Origin of the sequence: Paraburkholderia lacunae (assembly GCF_003353175.1) — a bacterium.
In the GTDB taxonomy this organism is placed as follows: Bacteria; Pseudomonadota; Gammaproteobacteria; order Burkholderiales; family Burkholderiaceae; genus Paraburkholderia; species Paraburkholderia lacunae.
The window spans coordinates 293,593-317,140 of sequence record NZ_QHKS01000002.1 but is presented as its reverse complement, the minus strand read 5'-3'; the positions used below and the strand labels follow the sequence as shown (position 1 = coordinate 317,140).

Sequence of the window (23,548 nt, the reverse complement as noted above, 5' to 3'; positions counted from 1 at the left end):
ATCATGTTCAATGTCGTTCTCGTCGAACCGGAAATTCCCCCGAACACCGGCAACGTCATCCGCCTGTGCGCCAACACGGGCGCGCGGCTGCATCTGATCGAGCCGCTCGGCTTTCCACTCGACGACGCCAAATTGCGCCGCGCCGGCCTCGACTATCACGAGTATGCGCGGATGAACGTGCACGCCGATTGGGCAGCGTTCATCGCGAGCGAAGCGCCCGATCCGGCGCGCATGTTCGCGTTCACCACGCGCGGCTCGGGCCGCTTTCATGAGCACGCATTTCAAGCCGGCGACTGGTTCGTGTTCGGCGCCGAAACGCGCGGCCTGCCCGACGCGGTGCTCGATCAATTCGCCAACGAACAGCGGGTGCGTCTGCCGATGCGGCCGGACAACCGCAGCCTGAATCTGTCGAACACGGTCGCAATCGTGGTGTTCGAAGCGTGGCGTCAGACCGGCTTCGAAGGGGGCGTCTGACGGCGCTTCAACTCGGCTTCGTAGCGCGCGTGCATGGCGTCGACGAAACAGGCGAACACCATGCACGCCGCTAACGTGCAACCATTGAAAATGAGGATGGGAACCTCGCTAGTCCGAAGCGTCGATAAAACGTGGACGGCGATGGCAGGCAGCCGTTCAGCGAGCTTGCGCGCCAAACGGCTGAAAGATGGGACTTATTCGGCTTTCGAATCGCGCCGCAGCAGGGCGCTGACGGCGTCACGCGGTGCCACGCCGTCGAACAGCACAGCACAGACCGCTTGCGTGATCGGCATCTCGATCGCGTGCGCGCGCGCGATCGCCAGGACGGCTTCTGCACAACGCACCCCTTCGGCCACGTGACCGAGACCGCCAAGAATATCGTCAAGCGTGCGGCCGGCGGCGAGTTGCACGCCGACCGTGCGATTGCGCGACAGATCGCCCGTCGCGGTCAGAATCAGGTCGCCGAGGCCGGTCAAACCGGTGAACGTTTCCGCCCGACCGCCGAGCGTCACGCCGAGACGCGACATTTCAGCCAGGCCGCGCGTGATCAGCGCAGCGCGCGCATTCAGACCGAGGCCGAGGCCGTCGGCAATGCCCGTCGCGATCGCCAGCACGTTCTTCACCGCGCCGCCGACTTCCACGCCGACGACGTCGTCGCCGGTATAGATGCGCATGGCGCCATGATGGAACGCAGCGACCGTGCGCTCGCGGCAAGCCGCCGACGCACTCGCGATGGTCAACGCCACCGGCAGCCCCTGCCCCACTTCGCGCGCGAAGCTCGGACCGGACAGCACACCGTTGCTGCCGTGCCCCGGCAGTTCGGCGGCGACCACCTGATGCGGCAACAGTTGCGAATCGGCTTCGAAACCTTTGCACAGCCACACCACATGCGCCGGCACTTTGCCCGCGTCGTGCATCGCCCGAAACAGACCGCGCAGGCCGGCCACGGGCGTTGCCACGACGCACAGGGCGTCGTCGGCAAGCGCGTGGTCGAGCGCCGCGCTCAAGTCCGCTTCATAGCGAAGCGCCGCAGGCAAAGCAACGCCCGCCAGATAGCGGGCGTTTTCGTGCGAAGCGGAAAGATCGGCCACGAGCGCGGGTTCCCGCGCCCACAACACCGTGTCGTGCGGTACCGCCAGATGGCCGGCGAGGGCTGTGCCCCATGCGCCGGCGCCGAGAACAGCAACCTTCATAGCCGGCACTGCCTGCGACGCGTTAATGCGTGACGCCGTTTTGCGCCGCGCCGTCCTGGCTGCCCATCTGCGCGAGACGTTGCTCGTACAGGGCCTGGAAGTTGATTTCGGCGAGGTGGATCGGCGGGAAACCGGCGCGGGTGATCGCATCGGCGATGTTCGAGCGCAGGTACGGGAACAGGATCGTCGGGCAAGCAATGCCGACCAGCGGATCGATCTGCTCAGCCGGGATGTTGCGAATGTCGAAAATGCCGGCTTGCTTGGCTTCGATCAGGAACGCGACCTTGTCCGACACCTTGGCCGTCACGGTGCCCGTGACGAGTATTTCGAACACGGTGTCGGCGAGGCGCTCGGCCTTCACGTCGACTTCGACTTCGACCGACGGCATTTCCTGCTCGAGGAAGATAGCCGGCGAGTTCGGCTGTTCGAGCGACATGTCCTTCAGGTAGATGCGCTGGATGTTGAAGAACGGCTGGTTATTCTCGTCGGACATGATTGGATGATTCCCTGATTTATACACATGGCGGCGGCCCATTCAGCCACGGGCCGCCAGATCGTTGAGCCGCATCGCCGCCCTTGTGGGGACGGCGATGCGCCGGCTTGTTTCGTCCCACCCGACTCTCGCGCCGGCCGGCGCGCAAACTCAGGCGGCTTCAGGCAGCAGCTTCGAGCAGCGGCATCAAACCGCCCGCGCGATCGAGCGCGGACAGATCATCGTACCCGCCGACGTGCGTCTCGCCGATGAACACCTGCGGCACCGTACGACGGCCGGTTCGCGTCATCATCTCCGAGCGACGGGTCGGGTCCTTGTCGATCAGTACCTTTTCGACCTGCTCGACGCCGCGCGACTTTAAAAGACGTTCGGCCATCTGGCAATACGGACACACCTGGGTGCTGTACATGATCACTTTGTTCACTTCGCTGCTCCTTGTTTCACAACCGGCATGCCGGCTTTCTGCCAGGCGTCGACACCGCCTTCGAGAACGTGGACTTCGGCGTACCCGGCATCTTGCACGATACGCGCCGCCTTGTTCGACTGCTGGCCGGTCTGGCACACCAGCAGCACCGGGTTGCTCTTGTTCTTCACGAGTTGCGCGACTTTTGCCTGCAGCTCAGCAAATTCAAGGTGCCGTGCCGCGGGCAGATGACCCTTGGCAAAATCAGCCGACGGACGCAGGTCGATGACCGCCGCATTGCGACGGTTGATCAGTTGGGTGGCTTCAGCGGCCGACAGGCCGCCACGGCCGCGCCGGCTGATCGTCGGCCACAGCAGCAACCCACCGGAGATGAGGACGATCGCGATCAGTACAAGGTTTGTGTAATCAGTGAAAAACTTCACGGAAAATCCGCCGAAAAAGAGAGAAATCGAAAAGGGCAATCCACCCATTATAAAATAACCCTCTGACGCGATGGCGGCCCTCCTCGAGACGGGCCTCGCAGCGCTTTACCGCTTCCTTACTACCGACCGGCAATCTCATGTACAAACTCGTTCTCATCCGCCACGGCGAATCGACGTGGAACAAGGAAAACCGCTTCACGGGCTGGGTCGACGTCGACCTGACCGAGCAGGGCAACCGTGAAGCGCAGCAAGCGGGCCTGCTGCTCAAGGAATCCGGCTACACGTTCGACATTGCCTACACGTCGGTGCTCAAGCGCGCGATCCGCACCTTGTGGCACGTGCAGGACCAGATGGACCAGATGTATCTCCCCGTCGTGCATTCATGGCGTCTGAACGAGCGCCACTACGGCGGGCTGTCGGGCCTGAACAAAGCGGAAACCGCCGCCAAATTCGGCGACGAACAGGTGTTGGTCTGGCGCCGCAGCTACGACACGCCGCCGCCGGCGCTGGACCCGTCCGACGACCGCGCTCCGTTCAACGATCCGCGCTACGCCAAGGTGCCTCGCGAGCAGCTCCCGCTCACCGAGTGCCTGAAGGACACCGTCGCGCGCGTGCTGCCTTTGTGGAACGAGTCGATCGCGCCGGCCATCAAGGCGGGCCGCAAGGTGGTGATCGCCGCGCACGGCAACTCCATCCGCGCGCTGGTGAAGTATCTCGACAATATTTCGGACGACGACATCGTCGGCCTGAACATTCCGAACGGCGTGCCGCTCGTCTATGAACTCGACGACAGCCTGAAACCGATCAAGCACTACTATCTGGGCGACCAGGAAGCGATCGCGAAGGCGCAAGCCGCCGTCGCAAGCCAGGGCAAGGCGGGCTGATTCCGCCAGATCGCCGCGGCCGCTGCGTGAGATGCGCAGCGGCGCGGCTCCGATCTCCCGAACCGGACCCGACCGGCGCTGTCGAATCACGATTACCTGCGTCACGCACTGCCTGGGCGGGTGTGCAGTTATACTTGTCCGTCCCCATCTCTATCGACGCTGCCACGCGCTTCCGACCGCAACAGACTCTATGCGAAAGAACCTGAAAAACATCGGCCTGATCGCCGCGGGCCTTGCTACCGGCGCATTTGCCACGCTGCAACTTTCCGCCTCGGCCCAGCAACCCGCCAGCGCTACGGCCGCGCCGCTGCCGCTGGACCAGCTCCGGCTCTTCGCCGAAGTCTTCGGTCAAATCAAGCATGAGTACGTCGAACCGGTCGACGATAAAAAGCTGCTCACCGCCGCGATCAAGGGCATGGTGTCGAGCCTCGACCCGCACTCTTCGTACCTCGACAAGACCGATTACGAAGAACTGCAGGAGCAGACCAAGGGCCGCTTCGCGGGCTTGGGAATCGAAATTTCGTCTGAAGACGGCCTGATCAAGGTGATCTCGCCGATTGAAGACACCCCGGCGTTCCGCGCCGGCATCCGTCCGGGCGACCTGATCACCCGCATCAACGACAAACCCGTGCGTGGCATGACGCTCGACCAGGCGGTCAAGCAGATGCGCGGCGAACCGGGCACCAAGGTCACGCTCACCATCTTCCGCAAGACCGACGACCGCACGTTCCCGCTCACGGTCACGCGCGCGATCATCAAGGTCCAGTCGGTCAAGATGAAGATTCTCGCGCCGGGCTACGCCTACGTGCGCATCACCAGCTTCCAGGAGCGCACCACGCCTGATCTGGCCGCGAAACTGCAAGACATTGCGCGCCAACAGCCGAACCTGAAGGGCCTCGTGCTCGACCTGCGCAATAACGGCGGCGGCCTGCTGCAAAGCGCGGTCGGCGTCGCGGGCGCGTTCCTGCCGCCTAACTCGGTGGTGGTATCGACCAACGGTCAGATCCCGGATTCGAAGCAGGTTTATCGCGATACGTACGACAACTACCGTCTGCAATCTTTCGACGGCGATCCGTTGAAGGATGAAGCGCCGATCTTCAAGACGGTGCCGATGATCGTGCTGACCAATGCCTATTCGGCGTCGGCTTCGGAAATCGTCGCGGGCGCGCTGCAGGATCAGCATCGTGCGCTGATCGTCGGCAAGACCACGTTCGGCAAGGGCTCGGTGCAGACCGTCCGGCCCATGACGGCGGAGACCGCGCTGCGTCTGACCACGGCGTACTACTACACGCCGAGCGGCCGTTCGATCCAGAACAAGGGCATCCGTCCTGACATCGCGGTGGATCAATACGTGGAGGGCGATCCGGACGACGCACTGGTCACCCGCGAAGTCGACTACTCGAATCACCTTGCGAACACGCAGGACCCGAACGAGAAGAAGGAGGCGGAACAGCGCGAACAGGAGCGCATGGACCAGCTGCGTCAGCTTGAAGAGCAGAACGACAAGAAGACGCCGGAACAGCGCCAGAAGGATCGTGAGCGCAAGCCGGTGGAATTCGGTTCAACCGACGATTTCATGCTGCAACAGGCGCTGAACAAGCTGGAAGGCAAGCCGGTGATGGAATCGAAGTCGTTGACCGAGCGGCGTCTGGCGCAGAACAAGCCGGCTACGTCGGCCTCCGCGCCGGTAGCGGTAAAGGCGACACAACCGGTGCCCGGCGCGTCGGTGCCGGCAGGCGCTGCGGCGCCTGGCCCGTCCAAGTAAGCATCCGTCTCACGTGTCTTCGCAGCGCCCTATGCTGCGAAGACACGCTCCCCGCGCGATTAGAATAACCACCACGACAACGCGCGCCGCAGGCCATCGGCCTCGCATCCCATCGCGCGATTCACTTCACGCGCCCGCCATGAACGACGATCAACTCCTCCGCTATTCCCGCCACATCCTCGTCGACGAAATCGGCATCGAGGCGCAGCAGCGTTTTCTCGATGCGCACGCGATCGTTGTCGGCGCGGGCGGGCTGGGTTCGCCGGCCGCGATGTATCTGGCGGCCGCGGGTGTCGGCCGTCTGACGCTGGTCGATGCCGATACGGTCGATCTGACCAATCTGCAGCGGCAGATTCTGCATGTGACCGCCTCGGTCGGGCGTAAGAAGGTCGAGTCCGGGCGCGACGCGATCGCACGGCTCAACCCTGAGGTGGTGGTGAACGCGGTGGCCGAACGCGTCGACGATGCGTGGCTCGACCGGGAAGTGCCGCACGCCGGCGTCGTGCTCGATTGCACCGACAACTTCGCGACCCGCCACGCGATCAACCGCGCTTGCGTGAAGCACGGAGTGCCGCTGGTGTCCGGCGCGGCATTGCGCTTCGACGGCCAGATCAGCACCTTCGATTTCCGCGAGGAATCGTCGCCCTGCTACGCGTGCGTGTTTCCCGAAGACCAGCCGTTCGAGGAAGTCGCGTGCTCGACGATGGGTGTGTTCGCGCCGACGGTCGGCATCATCGGTTCGATGCAGGCCGCCGAGGCGCTACGCGTGATCGGGGGAATCGGCACGCCGCTGGTGGGCCGCCTGATGATGCTCGATTCGCTGCGGATGGAATGGAACACGATGCGCATCGCGCGCCAGCCGGACTGTCCGGTATGTGGCGAGAAGCATCCGGGCTGAATGAAATTGACAGAACCTGAAGGAAGCGTCGCGACCGCGCGACGCTTCCTTCGCGGCACCGCTTAAGCCAGCGCCACGCGCTTGAGCGCCGCTTGGACTTCTTCCGGTTCGAACGATGCCAGCACGTCGGCCACCGGCTTCTCCAGCGTCTTCAGATGCGAGCGCAGGATTTCCTGCTTGACCACCAGCAACTGGCTCGGGTGCATTGAAAACTCGGTGAGACCCATGCCGAGCAGGAGACGCGTCAACGCCGGATCGCCCGCCATTTCGCCGCACACCGACACCGGCACGCCTGCCCGCTTCGCTTCGCGCAGCGTGAATGCGATCAGATGCAGCACCGCCGGATGCAGCGGGTCGTACAAATGCGCGACCGAATTATCCGCGCGGTCGATCGCCAGCGTGTACTGGATCAGATCGTTCGTGCCGATCGACAGGAAATCGAGCCGCTTCAAAAACAGCGGCAGCGCGATCGCTGCGGCCGGAATCTCGATCATCGCGCCGACCTGCACGTTCGGATCGTAGGCGATGCCTGCGTCGTCCAGCTGACGCTTGGCTTCGCGAATCAGATCGAGCGTCTGGTCGATCTCCTGCGCGTGGGCGAGCATCGGAATCAGAATCTTCACCTTGCCAAACGCCGACGCGCGCAGAATCGCCCGCAGTTGCGTCAGGAACATCTGCGGCTCCGACAGGCTCCAGCGAATCGCCCGCAGGCCCAAGGCGGGATTGGAGGCGGTTTCGTAACCGTCGCCCCCGCCCATCGAATCGAGCGGCTTGTCGGCGCCGACGTCGATCGTGCGGATCGTCACCGGCAGGCCGTTCATTAACTCGACGGCGCGCCGGTACGCGCCGAACTGCTCTTCCTCTTCGGGCAACCGGTCCTTGTGATTCATGAACAGGAACTCGGTGCGAAACAGGCCGACGCCGGTCGCGCCGGCGTCGACCGCCGCGCGTGCGTCGTCCGGCAATTCGATGTTCGCGCACAGCTCGATGCGTGTACCGCACAGCGTTTGCGTCGGCGAAAATTTCAGGCGCTGGAGCTTGCGCTGCTCGAGCGCTTTTTCGCTTTGACGGTACGAATATTCTTCGAGAACGATCGGGGCGGGATCGACGATCACGATGCCATGATCGCCGTCGACGATGATCAGGTCGTCCTGCCGGATCAGCTGGCTCGCATGCTGCACGCCAACCGCGGCCGGAATGCCGAGACTGCGCGCGACGATCGCCGTATGCGAAGTGCGCCCGCCGAGATCCGTGACGAAGCCCTGAAACGTTTGCGTCTTGAACTGCATCATGTCGGCCGGCGCGATGTCATGCGCGACCACGATCATCTCGTCGCAGGCGCCGTGCACGCCGTCCACCAGCGCCGCCGACGCACCGGCGAGTGCCTTCAGCACGCGCTCGACCACCTGCTCGATGTCGGCTTTGCGCTCGCGCAGGTATTCGTCTTCGATATCGTCGAAATGGCGCGACAGGCGCTCGAGTTGTTCGGTCAGCGCCCACTCGACGTTGTAGCGGCGTGTACGGATCAGATCGATGGTTTCCTGCACGAGCATCGCATCGTTCAGGATCATTGAATGAACATTGATGAACGCACCCATTTCGCTGGGCGCGTCTGCCGCGAGATCGGCGCGCAGCGCGTCGAGCTCCTGATGCACGAGTTGCTGGGCCGAGCGGAAACGCTCGACCTCCCCTTCGATCTGGGTGGGTTCGATCAGATAGTGGTCTACGTCAAGTGCAGCCGGGGCGATCAGATAAGCCCGCCCGATGGCGATACCGCGTGACACGGGAATTCCATGCAGCGTGAATGACACGCGCACCTCCTCTAGTTGTGTGATGCCGCGGCAAACCGCTGCAGTGCTCTCAGACTCTCTTGGCCATTATAAATTCCGTGCCCGCTCCACGTACGACCGCGCTATGTGCAGCGCAACACGAATTGCCGTAAGCGATGCTCGCCCGCGGCGCCAAATCATCTGCCAATACCGCCATTGTCACGCGCTAAAAAAAACGCCGCGGACAGCCGCGGCGTTTTGCTCAAAGCAACGTGAACACGCGAACTCATTGACCCTCGCCGAATTTATCGGCAATCAGTTTCAACAATGCGTCCATCGCTTCTTTTTCGTCGGCGCCTTCCGTTTCGATCACAACGGTGCTGCCGATGCCCGCTGCCAGCATCATCACGCCCATGATGCTCTTGGCGTTGATGCGGCGACCGTTGCGGCTCATCCAGATTTCCGCCTGATAGTTGCCCGCGAGTTGCGTCAACTTGGCCGACGCGCGCGCGTGCAGCCCCAGCTTGTTCACGATAGTCGTTTCCTGTTGCAGCATGTGATGGTCCGAAGCGCGGGTAAGTGTTGTTGTGAAGGGTGAAACTGCAAATTGTCCGAAGCCGGCGATCCGCTTACAACCCGGTCGGGCCGGCCTTCTGCGTCAAAACGGCCTCAGTCGGCAAGGCCGGCAAACAGTCGCTGGAACAGGCTGTCGGCGCATCCGGCACCGCCGTGGCGGGTCCGATTGCCTGCACGCCTTTGGTGGCGCCGGCGAGCGCCTTGTCGGCCAGCGTGTCGAGCGGCGTGGCGCGGTAACAGACCGCGCGCACCAGCATCGGCAAATTGACGCCGCACAGCACGCGCACATTCGGCACTGAAGCGAGGCGCCCGGCGATATTCGCCGGCGTCGCACCGAACATATCGGTGAGCACAAGCGCGCCGTTTTCTTCCTTGAGCCGCTCGATTTCAGCGTGCGCAAACGCGACCATTTGGGCGGGATCGCAATCCGGCGATACGTCGATAACGCCGATGCGAGCCGGCAAGCCGCCATAGATGTGCGAAATGCAATCGCGCAACGCGCTGGCGAACGGAGCGTGCGCAATGATCAGAATGCCTGCCATGTCAGCCTTGCTGCAAAAAAACGGCCCCGAACCGTGGACCGGGACACACTACCCGGTTCGTAAGCGCCCTCGACCGGCCGTGGGTCGTGAGGGCCGGAACGCACCATTTGACGAGCGGCCCGCAGCGCCTGAAGCACCGCGGACAACGACTCGCTCACTGTCCGCGATCCATGCCCGTGGCGTCCTGGGGACACCGTCCAATCGGCTTGGACAGGCTTGGATCGCAAGAGCGGGCATTGTAGCAGGCCCATTTTGCGCCAAAGCCGTCGTTTCGCTCGATGCGGATTCACTACCCAGTTTGGGGGCGACGGCGGCCGTTCAAGAAGAGCGCTTTCAACCTGCCGCGCGCTCCAGCGCGCCGATGAACATCGCTGCAACGTCGAAACCGGTCTGATCCATGATTTCGCGGAAGCAGGTCGGGCTCGTCACGTTGACTTCCGTGAGCCAGTCGCCGATCGCATCCAGACCGACCAGCAGCAGGCCGCGCGCAGCCAGCACCGGCGCGAGCGTGTCGGCGATCTTGCGGTCGTGTTCAGTGAGCGGGCGCGCCACGCCCAAGCCCCCTGCCGCCAGATTGCCGCGCACTTCATTGCCCTGAGGAATGCGCGCGAGTGAATACGGCACCGCCTCGCCGCCGATCAGCAGAATGCGTTTATCGCCGTCCTTGATGTCGGGGATGAATTTCTGCGCCATCACGGAACGCGCGCCGTCGTGGCTCAGCATTTCGATGATCGAGCCGAGATTCATGCCGTCGGCCTTCACGCGGAACACGCCCATACCGCCCATGCCGTCGAGCGGCTTGAGGATCACGTCGCCGTGTTCCTCATGAAACGCGCGCAGACGGGTGGCGTCGCGCGTGACCAGCGTGGGCGCGACGAACTGCGCGAACTCGCCGATCGCCAGCTTTTCCGAGTGATCGCGAATCGCCTGCGGCTTGTTGAAGATGCGCGCGCCGCCGCGTTCAGCGAGTTCCAGCAGCCACGTCGACGTCACGTATTCCATATCGAACGGCGGGTCTTTGCGCATCACCACCGCGCTGAAGCTCTTCAGCGTTCGCGGCGTGGCCGCTTCGGCCGCGTACCAGGTGTCGCGATGCAGATCCACTCCGTCGCCAACGATCGCAAAGCGCTGCACGTTCGCCTCGACGTCGCCGCCCGTCCACGCCAGATGCTTCGGCTGGCACGTGTACAGCGTGTGACCACGGCGCGCGGCCTCGGCCATCATCGCGTAAGTCGAGTCTTTGTAAATCTTGAACTGCGTGAGCGGATCGGCGATGAAAAGAATATCCATGAAGGTCCCGGTGCGCCCTGATGGGCCTGGCATTGATCGTAAATATAGACGGTGTGGACCGTGCCCACAGCGGCGGCGGTGACGGCGGCACCCAGGCCGCCGTCGATCCGTTTGCGGAATTCAGACCTGAATCGCTTCCGGATCGGTCTTTTCCAGTTCGACCGATGCAGCCAGCAACCCCAGCCGCGCCACCACGCCATACATGTAGAAGCGGTTCGGCGGCGCCGCGCCGGGCTTCGCGTGCGCATCGGGCAGCGCCGTATGCTCGAAGCCGAGCGGCACGAAGTGCATGCCGGGCGCGTTGAGATTCTGATCGCGCTCGCGGCTGCCGTGCACGCGATAAAAACCGCCGACCACGTAACGGTCGATCATATACACGACCGGCTCGGCAACTTCTTCGCCGATGCGCTCGAAGGTGTACACGCCTTCCTGCACGATCACGTCATGCACTTCGAGGCCGTCTTTGGTGGCCGCCATCTTGGCGCGTTCGCGCTTGGTGAGCGCGGCCACTTCCGACGCGTCGTGCACGGTCATCACGCCCATACCGTAGGTGCCCGCATCGGACTTGATGACGACATACGGTTTTTCGGAGATGCCATACTCGCGGTACTTCCTGGCGATCTTCTTCAGCACGCCGTCGATCGCGTCCGCCAGTGCTTCCTCACCGGTGCGTTCCCGGAAGTCGACGCCTTCAACGTGCGCGAAGTACGGATTGATCATCCACGGATCGATCTCGACCATCTTCGCGAACTTTTTCGCGACGTCGTCATAGCAGGAGAAGTGCGTCGACTTGCGGCGCACGGCCCAGCCCGCGTGCAGCGGCGGCAGCAGATACTGCTCGTGCAGATTTTCCAGCACGGACGGAATGCCGCCCGACAGGTCATTGTTCAGCAGAATCGAGCAAGGATCGAAGTTCTTCAGACCGAGGCGCCGTTGCGAGCGCTCGAGCGGTTCGAGCACGAGTTTCTGCCCGTCCGACAGCGCGATCGTGACCGGCCCGACGATGCTTTCGTCGAGCGTGCCGAAACGCACGTTCAAACCCGCCTGGCGCATGATCGCGGCCAACCGGGCGACATTCTCGAGATAAAAGGCGTTGCGCGTATGGCGCTCGGGAATCACCAGCAGATTCTTCGCGTCCGGGCAGATCTTTTCGATCGACGCCATCGCGGCCTGCACGGCGAGCGGCAGCACTTCCTGCGGCAGATTGTTGAACGCGCCGGGGAACAGATTGGTGTCGACCGGCGCGAGCTTGAAACCCGCGTTACGCAGATCGACGGAACAATAGAACGGCGGCGTGTGCTCCTGCCATTCGAGCCGGAACCAGCGTTCGATGGCGGGCGTAGCGTCGAGGATCTTCCGCTCGAGGTCGAGCAGCGGGCCGTTTAACGCCGTAACTAGGTGCGGAACCATTGATCACTCGCAGACTGGAGAAAAAAGATTGTAGAGCAAATGCTTTGCCCATTTGGGGACGGTTTCTCCATTCGCAAGCGGATACGAATGCATTCTCGCTATCGCCATGATAGGCGGGGAAATCTCCTGTTTACAGGATAGGCCGCAAGAAAAAAGCCCGCCATAAAGGCGGGCCAAAGTCGCTGCGCTTGATTCAGTGATTCGTCAAGCCTTGGAGCTCGTATTCGATCCTTATTCGACGTGTTCGCCGTGCAGCGTCACGTCCAGACCTTCGCGTTCCTGTTCTTCCGTGACGCGCAGACCCATCACCATGTCGATGATCTTCAGCAGGATGAAGCTCACCACCCCGCTGTAGATCAGCGTCGTCAACACGCCCTTCGCCTGCAGAACGATGCTGCCGTCCGCGCCGCCGATGTCCTTGACCGCGAACACGCCGGTCAGGAGCGCACCCACGATACCGCCGATGCAGTGCACGCCGAACGCGTCGAGCGAGTCGTCGTAACCGAGCTTGTGCTTGAGCCACGTAGCCGACCAGAAGCAGATCACGCCTGCCGCGATGCCGATCACGAGGGAGCCCGTCATACCGACGAAGCCCGAAGCCGGCGTAATCGCCACCAGACCCGCCACGGCACCCGACACGATACCGAGCACCGACGGCTTACCCTTGGCGGCCCATTCAGCGAACATCCAGGCGAGTGCTGCTGCTGCGGTTGCCACTTGCGTTGCGAACATCGCGAAGCCGGCACGGCCGTCAGCCGCCACTGCCGAACCCGCGTTGAAGCCGAACCAGCCTACCCACAGCATGGCGCCACCGATCAGCGTGAGCGTCAGGTTGTGCGGCGCCATTGCTTCCTTGCCGTAGCCGACACGCTTGCCGAGCACCAGAGCGCAGACCAGCGCCGCGATACCGGCGTTGATGTGCACCACCGTGCCGCCCGCGAAGTCGAGGATGCCCGCGCTAGCCAGCCAGCCGCTCGGCTCCCAGACCATATGCGCGATCGGCGAGTAGACGATGATCGACCACAGCGTCATGAACACCAGCATCGCCGAGAACTTCATGCGATCGGCAAACGCGCCTGTGATCAGTGCCGGGGTAATGATCGCGAACGTCATCTGATAGACGCAGTAGACCGTTTCCGGAATCGTCGGTGCAAGGTGGCTGACGGTCAGCGTCGTCGCCTTGTCGCCGTGGATGTAGTTCATGCCCGCCATGAAGAAACGTGACAAACCGCCGATGAACGAACCGCCCGGGGTGAAGGCGAGGCTGTAGCCCACCACCACCCAGATGATCGACACGAGGCAGGTGATCGCGAAGCTCTGCATCAGGATCGCGAGCACGCTCTTCTTGCGGACCATGCCGCCGTAGAACAGTGCCAGACCCGGGATCGTCATGAACAGCACGAGCGCGGTGGAGGTCAGCATCCAGGCGGTGTCGCCCGAATTGATCTTCGACGAATCGACCGAGAACGGCGCGGTCGGGGCGGCCGGCGCGGCGGCAGCGGATGCGGCCGATGCATCAGGGGCGGCTGCGGCGCTGGCAGCCGGTGCAGCGGACGCGTCCGCGGCCGGTGCCGAAGCCGCGGCAGCAGCGGGTGCCGCCGAAGCGTCCGGTGCCGGCGCGCTCGCCGCTGTACCAGAAGCAGCTGCCGAGGCGGCTGCCGGGGCGGAAGCGTCGTCCGCGAGGGCGGCGCCGATACCGCCCGCGAGCAGCGAACCGGCCATCAGCAAGGACATCAATAATTTGCGCATCTTCGTTTTCCTCTTGTCGCTATCTGTGTCGCTATCTTTGGGTGTTACAGAGCGTCCGCGCCGGTCTCCCCGGTGCGAATCCGAATCACTTGCTCGATCGGCGTGACGAAAATCTTGCCGTCGCCGATCTTGCCGGTGCGTGCTGCACGTTCGAGCGCTTCGATCGCCTGGTCGACGATGTCGTCCGAGACAGCCGCCTCGATCTTCACCTTCGGCAGGAAATCGACCACGTATTCGGCGCCCCGATACAGCTCCGTGTGGCCCTTCTGACGGCCGAAACCTTTGACCTCCGTCACTGTGATGCCCGAGACGCCGATGGCCGACAAGGCTTCGCGCGCCTCATCGAGCTTGAACGGCTTGATGATTGCGGTAATGAGTTTCATGACATCCCTCGCTAAGTTGCGTAACCCGTTGCGTAACCTGTTTGCGTACCCATAATCCGTTCGCGTGGTCTCGTTCCGCTGCCGGGTAAATCGCATCCGGCAGTGCGCGCGGGGCAGTAACAGCAACTCGCATGCCAGCTGTGTCAGACGTCGCCCGCAGCACGCTTCAAAAGGGGCTCAGCCGGCCCTGGCCGGATGGCCAACGTTGACGGGACACGGTGGCGCGGCACATGGATCGTTGCTAGAGTGTTCGCAGGCTTCGGATACACAGCCGCGCACCAAACGGGCTCATGCGACGGCGGCAGGCAGCCGCCCATGCACCAATATCGATCATTCGCTGCGGCAAAGCACAGACGTAACGAAATACGCACATTTTTTGTGCACCAAGGGGAACACCATGAAACAACCGAACGATGTCTTTAACGATTTCCAGGCCCGCATGAGCGAGCTGTTCAAGAATTCGCCGGCCAAGGATGTCGAACGCAACGTCAAAGCCATGCTGTCGCAGGGCTTTTCCAAGCTCGATCTGGTCACGCGTGAGGAATTCGACACGCAAACCCAAGTACTGGTGCGCACCCGCTCGCGCCTCGAAGAACTGGAGCGCCGCGTCGCCGAACTCGAGCAGAAGCTCCCGGTCACGACGCAAACGCCTTAAGGCGTCGCACACAGCCTTGTAGCTGCATCGTGCTGCACATCACTGGCAAGCGAGCCGTGACGTCATCAGCGTCTTAGGGGACGTGCGCGCCATTGGCGCCGTCCGACGGGAGAAAACATGTCGCTTGCCGTGGTGCGCAGTCGCGCGCCGGCCTCTGGCCGCGCGCCTGAAGTAACCGTCGAAGTTCACCTCGCGAACGGATTACCCTCTTTTTCCATCGTCGGCCTTCCTGATCTGGAAGTGCGCGAAAGCCGCGAGCGCGTCCGCGCGGCGCTGCAGAATTGCAGCTTCGACTTCCCTGTCCGGCGGATCACAGTCAACCTCGCTCCGGCTGATTTGCCGAAGGAGTCTGGCCGCTTCGATCTGCCGATCGCTCTGGGCATTCTCGCGGCAAGCGGGCAGATTCCGGCGGAATCGTTGCTGCACCGTGAATTTGCCGGCGAGCTGTCCCTGACCGGCGCGCTGCGGCCTATGCGCGGCGCTTTTGCGATGGCCTGCGGGACGGCGCGCAGCGCAGCCGCTCACAGCAGCGCGTCTCACAGCGCTCCTCGCAGTGCGTCCAACGGGGCCTCAAGTGCTGCCTCCATGACCGCGAGCGAGGAGTCCGCGGCCGGGACGCCGGCTCAGCCGACCGCGCAGCTTTATCTTCCGGCCGCCAGCGCCGCGGAAGCCGCGCTCGTGCCCGGCGTCGATGTCTACGGCGCCGCCGATTTGCCGTCGTTGTGCGCCCATCTGGCCGGAGCGCCCGACGCCAGGCTCGATCCTGTCGCCGCGCCCAGCCTTGCCGGGACCGCGCCCGCCGTGGTCCCGGACATGGCCGACGTGATCGGCCAGCGCGGCGCGCGCCGTGCGCTCGAGGTCGCTGCCGCGGGCGGCCATCACGTGCTGATGGTGGGACCGCCCGGCGCGGGCAAGTCAATGCTCGCCGCGCGCCTGCCAAGCCTGCTCCCGCCGATGACCGACGATGAAGCGCTCAGCTCCGCCGCCTTGCTGTCTGCCAGCCGGGCAGGCTTCACGCCCTCGCAGTGGCGGCAACGGCCGTTTCGCGCGCCGCATCACTCGTCGAGCGCGGCGGCGCTGGTCGGCGGGCACAATCCGCCGCAGCCCGGCGAAATCACGTTGGCGCATCTGGGCGTGCTGTTTCTCGACGAACTGCCCGAATTCGACCGGCACGTGCTGGAAACGCTGCGTGAACCGCTCGAAGAGGGCCGTATCACTATTTCGCGCGCGGCGTTGCAGGCGGATTTCCCGGCGGCCTGCCAGTTGATTGCCGCAATGAATCCCTGTCCATGTGGATGGCGCGGCGACCCCAATGGCCGTTGTCGCTGCACGCCGGAGATTGCGGCACGCTATCTGCGCAAGCTGTCGGGCCCGCTGCTCGACCGGATCGATATTCAGATCGAGATTCCCGCGCTGGCACCCGCTGAACTGTCCGCGCGCAAGGCCGTGACCGCGGAGGCGAGCGCGGCCATAGCGGAAAGGGTGAGCGCGGCGCGAGCGCGGCAACTGGCACGCCAGGGCAAAACCAATCGAGAACTGGGCGGCCGCGAAGTCGATGACGTGTGCCGGCCCGACTCGGCCGGCGAAGCATTGCTGCGCGAAGCAGGCGAGCGCTTCGGCTGGTCAGCGCGTGCCTACTACAGGGTCCTGAAAGTGGCCCGGACCATCGCCGACCTCGCCGGGGCAGCTGCGCCAAGTGCCGCGCAAATCGGCGAAGCGATCCAATATCGACGCGCTTTTGGTTCCGTATGAGGCGAAAAATCCGCTGTCAAGACTTGACTTATTCACACACGCACGTTCCGCATAGATTTTGATACATCTGAAAGGTGCGCCTAAGTCAGAGCATAAAAGGCTTTGATTTTATTGATCTTTTTTGGCTGACCCACGCACGCGCAAACTAACAGAACGCCCACCGGACGGGCATCTGCGGCAAACGGCGGAGAGTTTTCAACAAAGTTATCCACAGCACCTGTGGGTAACCGGAAAACCTCCATGTAAACCAGCAATTAGCGCGCGAAGCTGCGAAGGAACTTTCACTGTACCCAGCCGGTCATCCCGCGCCGGATGGGCCAGAACTACCGCTGTCAATAAAGCTGGAACGACGAAAAAAACTGGTCGATCTGTTCCTGCGGCAGCGGCTTCGCAGCGATGATCGCGGCCTGATAGACGTGCCGGCCGCGCGCCACCAGACGCGCGTAGACGGTGCGCGCTTCGTGTTGCGAACCAGCCTCGCCGCTTAGCTTCATTTCCAGACCCGGCACCTGACCGCCTGCGGCGAGCGGGATCTGCACGGCGTGCGCATCGGGTGCGGCGCCCACGTTGCGGGCGAGGCCGGTGCGCAGGAACTCGAGCGCGGCCCGCTGGATCTGCGGATCGTCGTTCGGCAGCATCACCGTGCCGACCGCGAACACGGCATCGCCGGCCTCGGCCGTCTGCATCGCCATCTGCATCGGCTGGCCGGCGATCTGCACCGGGCGCTGATCGTTGCCAGGCTTGGCCGGCAAGTCGACGGTGTAGCCGTTGTCGTTGTTCATGACGGTGCGCCAGTCGAAGGTCGGTGAGCACGCTGTCAGCGCGCCGCCCAGCGCCAGCGCGCAGACCGCCGTGCCGAGAGCGGCGCGCGCGCGCCGCAAGCGCGAAACCGGAGCGACTGCACGACGACCCACCAGAGACTGGCGAGAGGAACGGCTATCGGAAGGGCGAGGCGGGCTGCAAAGTGGCAAGCGGGAGAGAAAACGAAAAGCAGTTCGGAACATGGGAACGGAAGATAGGACGTACGAGAAACGCCATTATCCGCTCCCGATCCGCGGCCTGCCGCACAGCCGGGTTGAGGCCATTGGCGCTACAATAACGACGGTAAGCATTTCGGGCCCCCAACCCAAGCCGATGCACTGTCCCGCGCGTTCCGCGCGACTCTCGAGGTTCCGTTCATGAGCTCCACCCCGTCCACCGCCGCCCGGCGCGCGAGTCCGCTTCGTTACATCATCATGGCCGTCGTCGCTGCAGCGATCGCCATTGCCGGCTATTTCGCCTTTGCCGGCCAGCAGCGCGTGCCCGATGCCACCTTCACCCTGTTGTCCGGCCAGAAAGTCTCGACCGCCGATCTGAAGGGCAAGGTCTATCTCGTCAACTTCTGGGCGACCAGCTGCGACACCTGTATGAAGGAAATGCCGCAGATGATCCAGACCTATAACCGCTTCAAGGGCCAAGGGCTCGAATTCGTTGCGGTCGCGATGAACTACGACGCGCCGATGTACGTGACGAATTACACGCAAACGCGCCAGTTGCCGTTCAAGGTTGCCATGGACGATGGTTCGGCCGCCAAGCAGTTCGGCAACGTCCAACTTACGCCGACCACCTTCGTGGTCGACAGGAACGGCAAGATTCTCAAGCGTTACGTGGGCGAACCGCAATTCGCGGAACTCGACCAATTGCTGCAACAAGCGCTGAACGCAGCCTGAGCGCGTAGCGTTTCCTGATCCATATCGATCCCGACGCGCCGGCGCGCATTGCCTCGCCGCCGGCGCTTCAGATGCTCACCGCTCCCCTTCCCCTTTGGCCGCCAGGCCATATCGCTTGATCTTCTCGTAAAGCGTCGCCTTCCCAAGCTGCAACTTGTCTGCAGCGACCGCGACGACGCCGCCGGTCTGCTCCAGCGCTTCCGCAATCACCGCCCGTTCGAACTGCTCGACCCGCTCTTTGAGCGGCTGGGTCGCCGCATCGTCGTCGGCGAACGACATGACGGGATCGTCGGCGACGCCGAGCACGAAACGGTCGGCGGCATTGCGCAACTCGCGGACGTTGCCCGGCCAGTCGCGCTGCATCAGACTCGCGCGCTGCCGGTCGGTGAGAATCGGCGCGGGTCGTTGGTAACGCACCGCCGCGTCCAGCAGGAAGTGCTCGAACAACGGCACTATGTCCTCGCGCCGCTCGCCTAACGGCGGCAGCGCGATCGTCACCACGTTCAGCCGATACAGCAGGTCGCGCCGGAACGAGCCGTCCGCGACATGCTCGGCCATATCGCCCTTCGCGGCGGCGACCACGCGGCAATCCACGCGAATCGGCTGATTCGAGCCGAGCCGCTCCAGCACACCGTCCTGCAAGACACGCAGCAGTTTGACCTGCAACGCGAGCGGCATGCTCTCGATTTCGTCGAGGAACAAGGTGCCGCCCGACGCGTGTTCGAGCTTACCGATCCGCCGTTTTGCCGCGCCCGTGAATGCGCCCGGTTCATAGCCGAACATCTCCGATTCGAACATCGGTTCCGGCAGCGCACCGCAATTGACCGCGATAAACGGCTTGTCACGCCGCGGCGACAGTTCGTGCAAGCTGCGTGCGATCAGTTCCTTGCCCGCGCCGGTGTCGCCATTGATCAGCACCGACGCATCGGTGGGCGCGACATTCGCAATCAGCCGCCGCACCTGCTCGATCGCCGGACTGCGGCCGATGATGCGCGGCGCCACCGTGTTCTGTTCGGCCAGTTCGCGGCGCAGCGCGAGGTTCTCCAGCACCAGCGTGCGGCGCTCCAACGCGCGCCGTACGGTCTCGATCAAACGCTCGGAGGCGAACGGTTTCTCGATGAAGTCATATGCGCCGTCGCGCATGGCCTGCACGGCCATCGAAATGTCGCCGTGGCCCGTGACCAGAATCACCGGCACGTCGGGCGCGCGCTCGTGGCACTGCGCCAGCAGATCGAGGCCGCTCGCGCCCGGCAAGCGGATATCGCTGACGATCACGCCGCAAAAATCCGCACTAATCACTCTGGCCGCCGATTCCGCCGACGCATGACCGATCACGTCGAAGCCCGCCAGTTGCAGGCTCTGCACGCTGGCGCGGCGCACCAGTTCGTCGTCCTCGATATACAGCACTTGCAAGCCGTGATTCGACATGTCGTTCTCGTTTGATTCAGGAACCCGTCGTAAGCGGGTCCGATGTTTGGCTCGTCTGCACGCGCACGCGGCGCAGCGTCAACACGAATAGTGCCCCCCCGCCGTCCGGCGCATTGCGTGCGACCAGCGTACCGCCGCAATCGCGCGCAATCGACGACGAAATCGCAAGGCCCAGCCCCAGCCCCTGGCCCATTTCCTTCGTGGTGAAGAACGGCTCGAAGAGACGCGGCAGGACGTCGTCGGGAATGCCGTGGCCGTTGTCGCCCACGGCGAACGACACGGTCGCATCGGCGACTTCGATCTCGATGGAGATACGCGGCGGCGTCATGCCCGCCGTCGCGTCGAGCGCGTTGCCAAGCAGATTGATCAGCACCTGTTCGAGCCGCAGATCGTCGCAATTCGCGATCAGCTGCGGATGATCGTCGGCGAGATTCAGGAGCGTGCGCGCGCCGCTGCCGGTATCGAGCAAAGCGAACTCGACTTCGACACCCTGCAAACGCTTTTGCAGCAGCGCGATGACGTTGCGCAACGCCCGCACGATCGGCGCGCGTGCGTTGCGGGGCCGCGCCCGGCCCACGAACAGCTTCAACTGATTGGTGATCTTGCCCATGCGCTCGGTGAGCGCCGCGATCGCTTCGAGGTTTTCGCGCGCCGACGCCTGATCGCCGCGTTCGAGCAGCACACGCGTATTGTCGGAGAAACCGCGCAACGCCGCGAGCGGCTGATTCAATTCGTGCGTAATGCCGGCCGCCATCTGACCGAGCGCGGCGAGCTTGCTCGCCTGTATCAGTTCGTCGTGCGCGGCGCGTAGCTCCTGTTCGGCGCGGGTGCGTTCGGCCACTTCCTTGTGCAATTGTTCGTTCGCCTGCGACAGGTCCGCGGTGCGCTCCGCAACCCGCCGGTTCAGTTCCGCATAGGCCTTTTGCAGCAGCGCGCGGCTGCGCATCACCTCGCGCACGCGGGCGCGGCGCATTCTCCAGTAGAACGCCAGCAACACCAGCGAGACATAACCGAATCCGGTCGCGATAGTCGCATTGCGCGCCTGGGCGTCGACCGGATCGAGCGGCGACATCGTGATCAGATGCCAATCCGGCTCGCCCATGCCGCGTCGCGACGCGAGATAGCGCGGCGCATAGCGGCCGCCGCCGATGCGCACAATTTGCGCATTGCCGGCGAGCATGCGCTCGATCGTGACCGGCAGCGGCGCAATCGGCTGCTGCGCGTATTGACGCGCCTGGTAAATCGAATCGGCGACCTGGCCCGACAGCGGCCGTATCGTGTGATATTTCCACGCCGGCACCGACGACAGAAAGATCACGCCGTGGTCATCGGTGACGACGAGCGGCTCGGCTGCATCCGCGCCCTGGAACCACTCGAGATCTAGCTTGACCACCGCCGCCCCGACAATCTTGCCGTCACGCCGCACCGGCTGCGAAATGTAGTAGCCCGGCGCCTGCGAAATCGTGCCGATGCCGAAGAAGCGGCCCACGCCGCCCTTGACCGCATCGAGAAAATACGGCCGGAACTGATAGCCCGCGCCGATAAAGCTGCCCGGCCCTTGCCAGTTGCTCGCGGCGACGCAATAGCCGTCGAGAGGAATGATGTACGTGACTGTCGCCCGCGCGTGGCGGTTGAGGTCTTCGAGATAGAGATTGGCGCGCTCGACGTTGGCCGGACTGGGGTTGACCAGCACGTCCTGCACGAGCGGATGTTCGGCCAGCAGATAAGGCAGCGACTCGTAACGCTCGAGTGTGCTTTTCAGCGCGCTGGCAGTGCGGTCGACACGCACCGCGGCGTTGTGGCGCAAACTGTCGATCCCGCGCTGCCACGCGATGCTGTAGGTGAGCCCGCACGCCGCCACGAGCCCGGCGACGAGCGCGAAGAGGATCAGCAGGCGGCGCGTCACGTTGGCAATTCCCGATCGGTGGTGATCGGTTATTGTGGCATAAGGTGACGCGCCGTCGGCGCAAGGTTCAGCCGACGGCAAACTCCGCCGGCGCGCAGCCGCCAGTTTCATACGTTGGCGTCCGCGGCCGTCGTCCTGGCTTAGACGCCGGCCGGCTCGTTGACCGGCACGTCGCCACGCAGCGCGGCGTTCAGCTTCGAGCGGTCCAGTTCCTTCTCCCATGCCGATACCACCACCGTCGCCACGCCGTTGCCGACGATATTGGTCAGCGCGCGGCATTCGCTCATGAAGCGGTCGATGCCGAGAATCAGCACCATGCCCGACAGCGGGATGGTGGGCACCACAGCGAGCGTCGCGGCCAGCGTGATGAAGCCGGCACCGGTCACGCCGCTCGCACCCTTCGAGGTCAGCATCGTCACAGCCAGCAGCGTGAGTTGCTGCGTCCACGTGAGGTCGGTGTTGGTGGCCTGGGCGATGAACAGCACGGCCATCGTCATGTAGATGTTGGTGCCGTCGAGGTTGAACGAGTAACCGGTCGGCACCACGAGGCCCACCACCGAGCGCGAGCAGCCGAGCTTTTCGAGCTTCAGCATCAATTGCGGCAGCGCTGCTTCCGACGAGCTCGTGCCGAGCACGATCAGCATTTCTTCCTTGATGTACCCGACGAAGCGCAGGATGTTGAAGCCCACCGCCCGCGCGATGATGCCGAGCACGACCACCACGAACACGATCGAGGTCAGATAGAACGTGCCGATCAGCTTGAGCATCGGCAGCAGCGAGCCGATGCCGTACTTGCCGATCGTGAAGGCCATCGCGCCGAATGCGCCGATCGGCGCCAGCTTCGTGATGATGCGCACGATGCCGAACAGCACGTGCGAGATGCCGTCGATGAAGTTCGTCACGGCCTTGCCCTTCTCACCCGCCGTTGCCAGTACCGCGCCGAACAGCAGCGCGACCAGCAGGATCTGCAGGATTTCGCCTTGCGCGAAAGCCGACGAGATCGTGTCCGGAATGATGTGCATCAGGAAGTCGACCGTGTTCTGGCCGTGCGCCTTGGCGGCGTACGAAGCGACCGCCTTGCCGTCGAGCGTGGCCGGATCGATGTTGAAGCCGACACCCGGCTTCAGCACGTGCGTGGCGAGCAGGCCGAGCACCAGCGCGAAGGTCGAGACGATTTCGAAGTAAAGCAGCGCCTTGCCGCCGACGCGACCGACCTTCTTCATGTCTTCCATGCCTGCGATGCCCGTCACCACCGTACAGAAGATGATCGGCCCGATCACCATCTTGATCAGCTTGATGAAGCCGTCGCCGAGCGGCTTCATGTCGACGGCGAGGTTCGGATAGTAGTGGCCGAGCGCGATACCGATGATGATCGCCACGATCACCTGGACGTATAGCACTTTGTAGATTGGTTTCTTCACGATGTTTCCTGCGATGTGGATGAGCCCATGGCCTGCCACGCTGCGCATCATGCGAACGAATGATCGTCACGCCTGTGCACGGCATTAGGCCGCGACAAGACGACGAATTCAGAGATACCGGGAAGGGAAATCAGACATCGTTGTCTCCTTGCTTTAGTTGTCGGACCGTTGCGGCCGCGTGATCTATTTCGCAAGGTCGATGCCAGCTTGAAGCGCGCCCTCGCCCTTTGATTTATATAGTTTTTTTTGTGCGTTGGCGCGCGCGCCGTCCGAGATTCCGGAAATCCAGACGAGGGCTGTCGGGGAATCCGGAATGCATCGAGGCGGCGACCTCGGGAAAACCCCGAGAACTTTTCGACAGCGCCCTTCGCTCATGAAGAGCACCCTTTGCCGGCTTTTATGCGC

At 63.5% G+C, this 23,548-nt stretch carries 22 protein-coding genes; 7 read left to right on the top strand and 15 right to left on the bottom strand.

Features of this window, described 5'->3' with window-relative positions:
• Nucleotides 1–3 precede the first annotated feature (3 nt).
• The gene (trmL, locus tag DLM46_RS04270; RefSeq protein WP_115099525.1) at nucleotides 4–474 is read left to right on the top strand and encodes a tRNA (uridine(34)/cytosine(34)/5-carboxymethylaminomethyluridine(34)-2'-O)-methyltransferase TrmL; all 471 of its coding nucleotides are present in this window, start codon (nucleotides 4–6) and stop codon (nucleotides 472–474) included.
• Between the two features lie 194 nt (nucleotides 475–668).
• Here the strand turns inward: trmL and DLM46_RS04260 are convergent, their stop codons facing one another.
• The 4 genes from DLM46_RS04260 to DLM46_RS04245 all read right to left on the bottom strand — a co-directional run bounded on the left by DLM46_RS04260 (nucleotide 669) and on the right by DLM46_RS04245 (nucleotide 3,006).
• Nucleotides 669–1,667 carry an NAD(P)H-dependent glycerol-3-phosphate dehydrogenase gene (locus tag DLM46_RS04260; RefSeq protein ID WP_115099524.1) on the bottom strand — a complete coding sequence of 333 codons (999 nt, stop codon included), beginning with the start codon at nucleotides 1,665–1,667 and terminating at the stop codon, nucleotides 669–671.
• A gap of 22 nt (nucleotides 1,668–1,689) precedes the next feature.
• Entirely contained in the window at nucleotides 1,690–2,160 is a 471-nt protein-coding gene (secB, locus tag DLM46_RS04255; RefSeq protein WP_115099523.1) for a protein-export chaperone SecB, read from the bottom strand.
• Between the two features lie 160 nt (nucleotides 2,161–2,320).
• Nucleotides 2,321–2,584, bottom strand: a complete 264-nt coding sequence (gene grxC / locus DLM46_RS04250) for a glutaredoxin 3 (RefSeq protein WP_115099522.1) — start codon at nucleotides 2,582–2,584, stop codon at nucleotides 2,321–2,323.
• The gene (locus DLM46_RS04245; protein WP_054035864.1) at nucleotides 2,581–3,006 is read right to left on the bottom strand and encodes a rhodanese-like domain-containing protein; all 426 of its coding nucleotides are present in this window, start codon (nucleotides 3,004–3,006) and stop codon (nucleotides 2,581–2,583) included. The genes grxC and DLM46_RS04245 overlap by 4 nt, the downstream gene beginning before the upstream one ends.
• 137 nt (nucleotides 3,007–3,143) lie before the next feature.
• Between DLM46_RS04245 and gpmA the strand changes: the two genes are divergently transcribed.
• The 3 genes from gpmA (at nucleotide 3,144) to DLM46_RS04230 (ending at nucleotide 6,553) form a co-directional block, all read left to right on the top strand.
• Nucleotides 3,144–3,890, top strand: coding sequence for a 2,3-diphosphoglycerate-dependent phosphoglycerate mutase (gene gpmA, locus DLM46_RS04240; protein ID WP_115099521.1), 747 nt, complete (start codon nucleotides 3,144–3,146; stop codon nucleotides 3,888–3,890).
• 190 nt (nucleotides 3,891–4,080) lie between these two features.
• A complete protein-coding gene (locus tag DLM46_RS04235) occupies nucleotides 4,081–5,655 on the top strand; it encodes a S41 family peptidase (RefSeq protein ID WP_115099520.1) in 1,575 nt (524 codons plus the stop codon).
• 139 nt (nucleotides 5,656–5,794) lie between these two features.
• Nucleotides 5,795–6,553: a HesA/MoeB/ThiF family protein gene (locus DLM46_RS04230; RefSeq protein ID WP_115099519.1), complete on the top strand. Its 759-nt coding sequence runs from the start codon at nucleotides 5,795–5,797 to the stop codon at nucleotides 6,551–6,553.
• 62 nt (nucleotides 6,554–6,615) lie between these two features.
• Here DLM46_RS04230 and ptsP read toward each other — a convergent pair whose 3' ends face one another.
• The 7 genes from ptsP to DLM46_RS04195 all read right to left on the bottom strand — a co-directional run bounded on the left by ptsP (nucleotide 6,616) and on the right by DLM46_RS04195 (nucleotide 14,272).
• Nucleotides 6,616–8,364, bottom strand: coding sequence for a phosphoenolpyruvate--protein phosphotransferase (ptsP, locus tag DLM46_RS04225; RefSeq protein WP_115099637.1), 1,749 nt, complete (start codon nucleotides 8,362–8,364; stop codon nucleotides 6,616–6,618).
• Nucleotides 8,365–8,608: 244 nt separating this feature from the next.
• A complete protein-coding gene (locus DLM46_RS04220; RefSeq protein WP_115099518.1) occupies nucleotides 8,609–8,878 on the bottom strand; it encodes an HPr family phosphocarrier protein in 270 nt (89 codons plus the stop codon).
• A gap of 73 nt (nucleotides 8,879–8,951) precedes the next feature.
• Nucleotides 8,952–9,440: a PTS sugar transporter subunit IIA gene (locus DLM46_RS04215; RefSeq protein ID WP_115099517.1), complete on the bottom strand. Its 489-nt coding sequence runs from the start codon at nucleotides 9,438–9,440 to the stop codon at nucleotides 8,952–8,954.
• A 333-nt stretch (nucleotides 9,441–9,773) separates the two neighbouring features.
• Nucleotides 9,774–10,730, bottom strand: coding sequence for a glutathione synthase (gshB, locus tag DLM46_RS04210; RefSeq protein ID WP_115099516.1), 957 nt, complete (start codon nucleotides 10,728–10,730; stop codon nucleotides 9,774–9,776).
• 120 nt (nucleotides 10,731–10,850) lie between these two features.
• Complete coding sequence (gene gshA, locus DLM46_RS04205) at nucleotides 10,851–12,140, bottom strand: glutamate--cysteine ligase (protein WP_115099515.1); 1,290 nt, start codon at nucleotides 12,138–12,140, stop codon at nucleotides 10,851–10,853.
• 231 nt (nucleotides 12,141–12,371) lie between these two features.
• Nucleotides 12,372–13,889, bottom strand: a complete 1,518-nt coding sequence (locus tag DLM46_RS04200; RefSeq protein WP_115099514.1) for an ammonium transporter — start codon at nucleotides 13,887–13,889, stop codon at nucleotides 12,372–12,374.
• 44 nt (nucleotides 13,890–13,933) lie between these two features.
• Nucleotides 13,934–14,272, bottom strand: coding sequence for a P-II family nitrogen regulator (locus DLM46_RS04195; protein ID WP_006048089.1), 339 nt, complete (start codon nucleotides 14,270–14,272; stop codon nucleotides 13,934–13,936).
• Nucleotides 14,273–14,669: 397 nt separating this feature from the next.
• Here DLM46_RS04195 and DLM46_RS04190 point away from each other — a divergent pair, with 397 nt between their 5' ends.
• Nucleotides 14,670–14,927, top strand: a complete 258-nt coding sequence (locus DLM46_RS04190; RefSeq protein ID WP_115099513.1) for an accessory factor UbiK family protein — start codon at nucleotides 14,670–14,672, stop codon at nucleotides 14,925–14,927.
• A gap of 117 nt (nucleotides 14,928–15,044) precedes the next feature.
• Complete coding sequence (locus tag DLM46_RS04185; RefSeq protein ID WP_115099512.1) at nucleotides 15,045–16,679, top strand: YifB family Mg chelatase-like AAA ATPase; 1,635 nt, start codon at nucleotides 15,045–15,047, stop codon at nucleotides 16,677–16,679.
• 332 nt (nucleotides 16,680–17,011) lie between these two features.
• On the opposite strand, the gene DLM46_RS04180 is transcribed toward DLM46_RS04185, so the two are convergent.
• Nucleotides 17,012–17,683, bottom strand: a complete 672-nt coding sequence (locus DLM46_RS04180) for a hypothetical protein (protein WP_425273961.1) — start codon at nucleotides 17,681–17,683, stop codon at nucleotides 17,012–17,014.
• Nucleotides 17,684–17,857: 174 nt separating this feature from the next.
• Between DLM46_RS04180 and DLM46_RS04175 the strand changes: the two genes are divergently transcribed.
• Nucleotides 17,858–18,388: a TlpA disulfide reductase family protein gene (locus DLM46_RS04175; RefSeq protein ID WP_115099510.1), complete on the top strand. Its 531-nt coding sequence runs from the start codon at nucleotides 17,858–17,860 to the stop codon at nucleotides 18,386–18,388.
• A gap of 75 nt (nucleotides 18,389–18,463) precedes the next feature.
• Here the strand turns inward: DLM46_RS04175 and DLM46_RS04170 are convergent, their stop codons facing one another.
• From DLM46_RS04170 to DLM46_RS04160, 3 genes are read right to left on the bottom strand one after another with little or no spacing between them, the layout of a single operon-like run.
• Nucleotides 18,464–19,816, bottom strand: a complete 1,353-nt coding sequence (locus DLM46_RS04170) for a sigma-54-dependent transcriptional regulator (protein ID WP_115099509.1) — start codon at nucleotides 19,814–19,816, stop codon at nucleotides 18,464–18,466.
• A gap of 16 nt (nucleotides 19,817–19,832) precedes the next feature.
• Nucleotides 19,833–21,833, bottom strand: coding sequence for a sensor histidine kinase (locus DLM46_RS04165; RefSeq protein WP_115099508.1), 2,001 nt, complete (start codon nucleotides 21,831–21,833; stop codon nucleotides 19,833–19,835).
• A 29-nt stretch (nucleotides 21,834–21,862) separates the two neighbouring features.
• A complete protein-coding gene (locus DLM46_RS04160; RefSeq protein ID WP_115099636.1) occupies nucleotides 21,863–23,143 on the bottom strand; it encodes a dicarboxylate/amino acid:cation symporter in 1,281 nt (426 codons plus the stop codon).
• Between the last annotated feature and the right edge of the window lie 405 nt (nucleotides 23,144–23,548).

Excerpts from the sequence above, each read along its gene's own strand:
- trmL (WP_115099525.1), top strand. The coding sequence starts at position 4 with ATGTTCAATGTCGTTCTCGTCGAACCGGAAATTCCCCCGAACACCGGC.
- DLM46_RS04260 (WP_115099524.1), bottom strand. The coding sequence starts at position 1,667 with ATGAAGGTTGCTGTTCTCGGCGCCGGCGCATGGGGCACAGCCCTCGCC.
- secB (WP_115099523.1), bottom strand. The coding sequence starts at position 2,160 with ATGTCCGACGAGAATAACCAGCCGTTCTTCAACATCCAGCGCATCTAC.
- gpmA (WP_115099521.1), top strand. The coding sequence starts at position 3,144 with ATGTACAAACTCGTTCTCATCCGCCACGGCGAATCGACGTGGAACAAG.
- DLM46_RS04235 (WP_115099520.1), top strand. The coding sequence starts at position 4,081 with ATGCGAAAGAACCTGAAAAACATCGGCCTGATCGCCGCGGGCCTTGCT.
- DLM46_RS04230 (WP_115099519.1), top strand. The coding sequence starts at position 5,795 with ATGAACGACGATCAACTCCTCCGCTATTCCCGCCACATCCTCGTCGAC.
- DLM46_RS04220 (WP_115099518.1), bottom strand. The coding sequence starts at position 8,878 with ATGCTGCAACAGGAAACGACTATCGTGAACAAGCTGGGGCTGCACGCG.
- DLM46_RS04215 (WP_115099517.1), bottom strand. The coding sequence starts at position 9,440 with ATGGCAGGCATTCTGATCATTGCGCACGCTCCGTTCGCCAGCGCGTTG.
- gshB (WP_115099516.1), bottom strand. The coding sequence starts at position 10,730 with ATGGATATTCTTTTCATCGCCGATCCGCTCACGCAGTTCAAGATTTAC.
- gshA (WP_115099515.1), bottom strand. The coding sequence starts at position 12,140 with ATGGTTCCGCACCTAGTTACGGCGTTAAACGGCCCGCTGCTCGACCTC.
- DLM46_RS04200 (WP_115099514.1), bottom strand. The coding sequence starts at position 13,889 with ATGCGCAAATTATTGATGTCCTTGCTGATGGCCGGTTCGCTGCTCGCG.
- DLM46_RS04195 (WP_006048089.1), bottom strand. The coding sequence starts at position 14,272 with ATGAAACTCATTACCGCAATCATCAAGCCGTTCAAGCTCGATGAGGCG.
- DLM46_RS04190 (WP_115099513.1), top strand. The coding sequence starts at position 14,670 with ATGAAACAACCGAACGATGTCTTTAACGATTTCCAGGCCCGCATGAGC.
- DLM46_RS04185 (WP_115099512.1), top strand. The coding sequence starts at position 15,045 with ATGTCGCTTGCCGTGGTGCGCAGTCGCGCGCCGGCCTCTGGCCGCGCG.
- DLM46_RS04180 (WP_425273961.1), bottom strand. The coding sequence starts at position 17,683 with ATGTTCCGAACTGCTTTTCGTTTTCTCTCCCGCTTGCCACTTTGCAGC.
- DLM46_RS04175 (WP_115099510.1), top strand. The coding sequence starts at position 17,858 with ATGAGCTCCACCCCGTCCACCGCCGCCCGGCGCGCGAGTCCGCTTCGT.
- DLM46_RS04170 (WP_115099509.1), bottom strand. The coding sequence starts at position 19,816 with ATGTCGAATCACGGCTTGCAAGTGCTGTATATCGAGGACGACGAACTG.
- DLM46_RS04165 (WP_115099508.1), bottom strand. The coding sequence starts at position 21,833 with ATGAAACTGGCGGCTGCGCGCCGGCGGAGTTTGCCGTCGGCTGAACCT.